Genomic DNA, 3,408 nt, shown 5'->3' on the forward strand with positions numbered 1-3,408 from the left:
GACGACCAGGCGATAGCCCAGTTCATCCTCGATAACCGGCTTTACAACCAGATCGAAAAAGGTCTGCACATCTTCATAATCGTCGAGATCAGGATTAAGCAGTCGGACCGCGAACGCTTTTGGTCGTTCCAACGCCTCTAACAGATCGACCAGTGCCGCTATGCGGTCCGGGATCTTCTGCCGGCTTGGAAAGCCGACCCGGTTGATCCAGTCATGAGCATCGCCATCGTCCGCAATCTGGAACAGGCGGCGGGTCTGACTGCTGGCCAGACCAAAATTGTAGAGCCGCCGCGCGCCCTTCGTCTCAGCGCAGAGCGGGAGGTTGAGCGGCACGATCGGCTTGCCGGCATCATGATAGAGGTTCGCCAGATAAAGGACGCCTTCATCGCCACCCAGAGCGATGAGAACGTCACCAAAACGTGCCTGCGCCTCCATGCGCTTGCTGTTCATATTCCACTGCGCGGCGCTTTCGATCTTGATAAGCTGGGACGAGCGCAACTCATCCCAAAGTTCAGCATGTTCTTCAGGAATCTGCTCTTCGGTTTTATGGTGCTGCACGGCGACTACAAACGGACCCGGCACATTTTGCGGCCGATGCGCCAGATTGTCCTTCACGGCCTTCCAGATCAGCCAGTCGAAGCAGACCGGCAAGCCATCTCCCTCTCGAGGAGGCTCGGCATCGACCGGGATGACGAAGTTGGCACCGCGCCGGACCAGTTCTTTGACCAGCCCGGCGACCAGTGTGCGCGCGGCTTCAACGTCAGCCGTTGGGGCGATGGTGAGATCCTTGGCCACGCTGCCAGAGATATGGATGCGGCGTCCGAACAGCGGGGAGCGCGCCATCACTTGTCCTCCATGACAGGCGAAGCATGAAGCGTCGCGGCAACCGAAAGCAGATCGTCGAAACACAAGGCGCGATCCGGATAGGCCTGGGCCAGCGCCGTTGGATAGAGCCGCGTGCGGATATCGGAATAGGTCCAGGGCGGGCGCCCCTCCTGTGCGGCCGTCGCCCGCACCAGTTGGGCAATCTGGGCCGCCCCCGCATCAAGGCCGGCCAGATCCATCTGGAAGAGTTGCCCGCGCTCCTGGTCCGATGGGCGGCGGAACTCCTCGATGATGGCGGCACGGCGCCGCAGCGCGGCGTCGAGAACGGACAGACGGTTGGTGCACAGAATCACAACGATCCGGCCGCCATATTGGCGCAGGTCATCCACGCCCTGAATGAGCGTGTTGACAGCCACCTTGTCTTCATGATGGCTGTGATCCTGCGATCGGGAAGCGCCGAGGCTGTCGCCTTCATCGATGATGAGGATCGCGCGCCGGCTCTTACCCGCCGCCTGGACGACCTTGTGGAAGGCCTCGGTGATGAGGCTCCCCATTTCGCCGACCATGCCATTGCCGCGTACCCGGTTCGACAGCTTGAACAGCATCGAATCCGAACTTCTCGACTCCGCGATAAGGCGGTTGGCGATACATTCCGCCGTCGCCGTCTTGCCGGTGCCGACGTCCCCGTGGAAAATCACCAGCGGATATTGCTCGGCGACCAGATCGCACAGGGCAAGCTTGCCGCCATGCTTTTGACGGTTCCAGTCGCCCAGGGCGCTGACGTTAAGCAATAGGCGGAGTTGGTCGTGAACGCGGGTGTAACGGACATCGAACCCCAACAACCGCTTTTCGCGCGCAGCCAGCACATCGCTGGGGAGCGCGACTTCGCTATCGAAGATACTCGGCTGGCTCATGCGGCCCAATCCTTGCGCTGCATGCCATAGGCACAGCTGACATAGTTGCGCCCACCCGACGAACTCAGGCTGGAATGGCTAGTGTCGTCATATGACGTGGTCCAACCAATCTTCAGCTTGCCGCTGGTGGCCCGGCGAGCTTCGTCGGTATAGTCAGCGGTGTAGCTGATGACGATCCGCAGCGTCGCACCCGACAGGCGGGGCCAGAGCACGCCGCCGGGGCGGCTCGTGGTCAGGCCGCCGGCATCGGTGTCGACATTGAAGCGGACGGCCTTCTTCTCGACCCCGTATTGGAGCAAGGTGAGATCGACCCAGGCGAGATACCCTGCCTTGGCCAGCACCTCGATGTCATGGGCATAGTTGGCCGCTTCCGCAGCCGTCCATGTGCCGGTGCTGTCGGCGATCATCGTGAGATCTGCCTTCACCCGCCGCACGACATTCTCAACATCGGTCGTCGTATAGGTGGCGGATGCGGTTCGCGTCTGGCTCATGGTCAATCCTCCACCTTGAAGCCGGGACCGAAGAGTTCCTTCCAGACCCCTTTGTCATTTTCAGCGGAAGCGAAGTTCGCAGTCTCCCACGCTTCCTGGGCCGCAGCGACGATCTCCTTGCGCTCAGCCTCCGAAATCCGGCTGGTCACATTGTTGAGGCTGTAGACCGGATCGAGGATCACGACCGGGTCCGAAAATGACCCGAACGGTGCGGTGTTCTCAGGGAAACTGATCTGGTCTTTGAGGCCCGATTGGGCGATATAGAGAAGGAAGTTGCGGAAGCGCTGCTCGACGCTGCCCGCCTTGCCCTGCGTTGCCAGAACATGCGCCATGATCAGTTCAATGGCGAAAGACTTGAGCGGCTTGATCTCCGCATAGTTGCGCCACTTCTTCGCCATTCGGACCAGGGTGCGGAAATCGCCGTCCTGATTCTTGCGATCGCGAACGAACTGAATCTGGCACGGCGCGCAGGTCTGGACCTTCGAGCCGTCATGGATGTCATACTGCCAGCCATAGCCTGCCCGCGTCGCATCTTCGATCACCGGCACGATGTCGACGCTGAGCCCCGAACCAACAAATTTCACCGTGGCGGCCTTGCGCTGAATCTCGAAATCCTCGACCGATTTGGTCGGATAAATCTTGATCAACAGATCGTAGATCGTGGCGCTGAGGCTATCGAGGGTTTCCTTGGTCACGTCGCGGCCAGTGATGTAGAACACCACGTCGACGTCTACCGGATCGGACGCCGTCTTGCGAAGAATCGTGTATTTCGCGAACGACCCCGCTTTCACGACCTTGGTGATCTTGATTTCGGTTTTGTCGCGGACACTCTTGCACAGCTCGGTGATCAGCCGATCAACCTGCGCGTGATACTCTTTCCGCTTATCCGCGGGCAAGCGCAGCACATTGCTGTCATAGTATCGCAATTCCGTGTTACTCAAAGCCATCGCCCCACCCTTTCCGGTTTGGCATTCTCAACCGGAATGGGACCGGCCCCTTGCAACACGCTTCGGTTTACAGAAATCCGAGTTAGCGCAGCATTAAGCCTAATCTGAGTGCTGTTTACCGCTTTTCAAGAGGTTTTGGTTTACAAAAGTGTTCCTATATCGCATTTATGGAAACCGACCTGTTGCGGTCGTCAAGGAGGCCATCATGATCGGAAACAAGCTAAAGGTCGC

The 3,408-nt window shown here is 59.2% G+C and carries 4 protein-coding genes; all 4 read right to left on the minus strand.

All coding sequences use genetic code 11. The features are described from left to right. The coding region (locus tag HHL08_RS25040) for a hypothetical protein (RefSeq protein WP_169575561.1) at positions 1 to 843 on the minus strand (843 nt) is incomplete at its 3' end. After that, positions 843 to 1,739 carry an ATP-binding protein gene (locus HHL08_RS25045; RefSeq protein ID WP_169575562.1) on the minus strand — a complete coding sequence of 299 codons (897 nt, stop codon included), beginning with the start codon at positions 1,737 to 1,739 and terminating at the stop codon, positions 843 to 845. The genes HHL08_RS25045 and HHL08_RS25040, both read right to left, overlap by 1 nt. Further along, positions 1,736 to 2,230, minus strand: a complete 495-nt coding sequence (locus HHL08_RS25050) for an HORMA-1 domain-containing protein (protein WP_206378097.1) — start codon at positions 2,228 to 2,230, stop codon at positions 1,736 to 1,738. Before HHL08_RS25050 ends, HHL08_RS25045 begins: the two co-directional genes overlap by 4 nt. 2 nt (positions 2,231 to 2,232) lie before the next feature. Further along, positions 2,233 to 3,177, minus strand: a complete 945-nt coding sequence (locus HHL08_RS25055; RefSeq protein ID WP_169575564.1) for a CBASS oligonucleotide cyclase — start codon at positions 3,175 to 3,177, stop codon at positions 2,233 to 2,235. Between the last annotated feature and the right edge of the window lie 231 nt (positions 3,178 to 3,408).

The organism is Sphingobium psychrophilum (assembly GCF_012927105.1).
Taxonomy (GTDB): domain Bacteria; phylum Pseudomonadota; class Alphaproteobacteria; order Sphingomonadales; family Sphingomonadaceae; genus Sphingobium; species Sphingobium psychrophilum.